Here is a 1,875-nt window from a genome sequence, read left to right on the forward strand (position 1 = left end):
TCAACGATCTCGCCGATAGCATCTGGTCTCACTACGGCGTCCAACTCCAGGAACTTATCCAGGAGCAGCAACGAACACCGACCGATCACAGCGATATCGAAAAAACCCCGTCCTCGCTCTAAAGCACACATCCTCCACACTCGGCGGCCTGCAAAGGCCGCCTTTTTGTTCCGTCCACAAGCACCAAACGCTTGTCGTCGTTTAGACGCGCTTTTGAAAAGCCATCAACAGCCCGACTTGCAAGCAGCGAGCCACTGCATTGCGGAGGTTGCATCCTCCAATATGTTGGCCCGTTTCGCAAAGCCGAAAAAGGCATTACGCGCGGCGCTCACAGGTTTTCGTCCATCGTATGCATCATAGCACGTTCTGAGGGCGGCTTCGTGGATTAGGTCCCTGCGATCTTCTGGCCATTCATTGAGGAAGTCGACAGCGTCGGCTAGACAGGCAATCTCTTGCACGATGTGAGTTGCGCGCTTCACGAAAAGTGGGCTGTTGAAAGCCTCCTCGTTCATCTGTGCCTCCCGACCTCGCGCCATTAGGCCAAAGACTGCACGTTGTCTCGCGCGTGGCTCGACAGTCCGACCCGAATTCCCGAATCCCGGCTGCCGCACGCTTTTGTGACGGACGCTGTTAACACATTTTCTGCAATCGCACTGAGAGCAGTCGCCTTTTTCATGCTGGTCGACATCGGCCGCTCTCTCTCCCGCTTATGCCAATGCCTCCGTAGACCGTATTTCATGCCAACCACGCCGATCTCCAGGCGCTCGATCCCGGTGGTGTTGTCGGAAGTCGGTACAAGATGATGCGTCGAGTTGGAATGATCTGGGATTAGCGGAGCGTGACCGCCAAGGGCATGACAGCGTCGAATGCATTTCAGCGCAACAGCGCGACCTGCCGTCGGCCAAACGCTTCTTCAGAAAGGCGCTGGAGCCTCATGGCCAACCGGATTGCGTCGTCATCGACGGTAGCCAGAGCAATCGAGACGGGATCGTTTCCTGCAAGACCACAAATCGCTTGCAGGATCGCTCCTGGAGCCGATCTGGATCCGCCGGAGCCAGTATTTGAAGGATCGAGCAGGACATCGGCACTCCAAGCGCCGCGCCCGGCCGATGCTCGGCTTCAAATCGGCGGCCACCGCCACAACCATTTTATCCGGCATCGAGATGATCCACATGATGCGCAAACGACAGGCGAGGCACAGCTACAGTCCGAACGCTTCGATCGCCGAGCAGTTCGAATCCTGCCTACTGATAGACCTCGCATCAGTGCCTCTCTGCGCCCCTCTTCAGCCGTTGCAACAAGACCCTGCGAGGGCGCTGATTACGCTCCTCGTCGGCGAGAAGCGCTCTGCCAGGCTCTATGAGAGAAGGCCGAGAGGGGACCGCGCCGGGTTGTTGGCCGCGCCCCTCAGCCGTATCGCAATCAGCCCCTGAGACGGTTTTGCAGTGCCCGCCGATCTGCGACGAGGTTGTCGAGGTTCCGCAGGTCTGCTTGCCGTCTTCCCGCCAATCGCCTAACCAGCGCCCGTGTGCCATCCACTGCAAAGACGCCGCAATCATAACCGTTTTTCTGCTGAGCCATGCTGGCGTCTTGTAGGTCGGCGCCCAGCCGTGCTGCGAGCCGTGCTGCAGGTTCATCATTGTGTCCCCGGAGGGAGTCGTAGTGATAGGCGACCGGCCTTTCCTGATTGCGGCGATCAACCAGCAGCAGCGACCAATGGTCGCCTTCGCGAATAGCACTGGCATTGTTCACTGGCAGGAACAGGAACTCGGCTGTATCGTTACCATTCCGATCATGGACAATGCGATGGAATGCGCGTAGCGCGTCGCTATCGGCGCCGTGGTTAAGCTGAAAGGCTATCAGAGGATCCACGAA

At 58.2% G+C, this 1,875-nt stretch carries 2 protein-coding genes and 1 pseudogene; 1 reads left to right on the forward strand and 2 read right to left on the reverse strand.

The window, feature by feature from the left end:
* Positions 1-224: 224 nt before the first annotated feature.
* Positions 225-512 carry a DUF982 domain-containing protein gene (locus tag ACFFNA_RS36055; RefSeq protein ID WP_378924737.1) on the reverse strand — a complete coding sequence of 96 codons (288 nt, stop codon included), beginning with the start codon at positions 510-512 and terminating at the stop codon, positions 225-227.
* Between the two features lie 343 nt (positions 513-855).
* Between ACFFNA_RS36055 and ACFFNA_RS36060 the strand changes: the two are divergent.
* Positions 856-1,238 (forward strand): annotated as a pseudogene (locus tag ACFFNA_RS36060) (DDE-type integrase/transposase/recombinase); the annotation flags it as partial.
* 184 nt (positions 1,239-1,422) lie between these two features.
* Here ACFFNA_RS36060 and ACFFNA_RS36065 read toward each other — a convergent pair.
* On the reverse strand, positions 1,423-1,875 hold a 453-nt coding region (locus ACFFNA_RS36065; protein ID WP_378924739.1), incomplete at its 5' end, for a Ulp1 family isopeptidase.

This window comes from Mesorhizobium kowhaii (assembly GCF_042431665.1).
Classification (GTDB): domain Bacteria; phylum Pseudomonadota; class Alphaproteobacteria; order Rhizobiales; family Rhizobiaceae; genus Mesorhizobium; species Mesorhizobium kowhaii.

What these genes read in the sequence shown, in the direction of transcription:
- ACFFNA_RS36055 (WP_378924737.1), bottom strand. Translation starts at nt 512, where the DNA reads ATGAACGAGGAGGCTTTCAACAGCCCACTTTTCGTGAAGCGCGCAACT.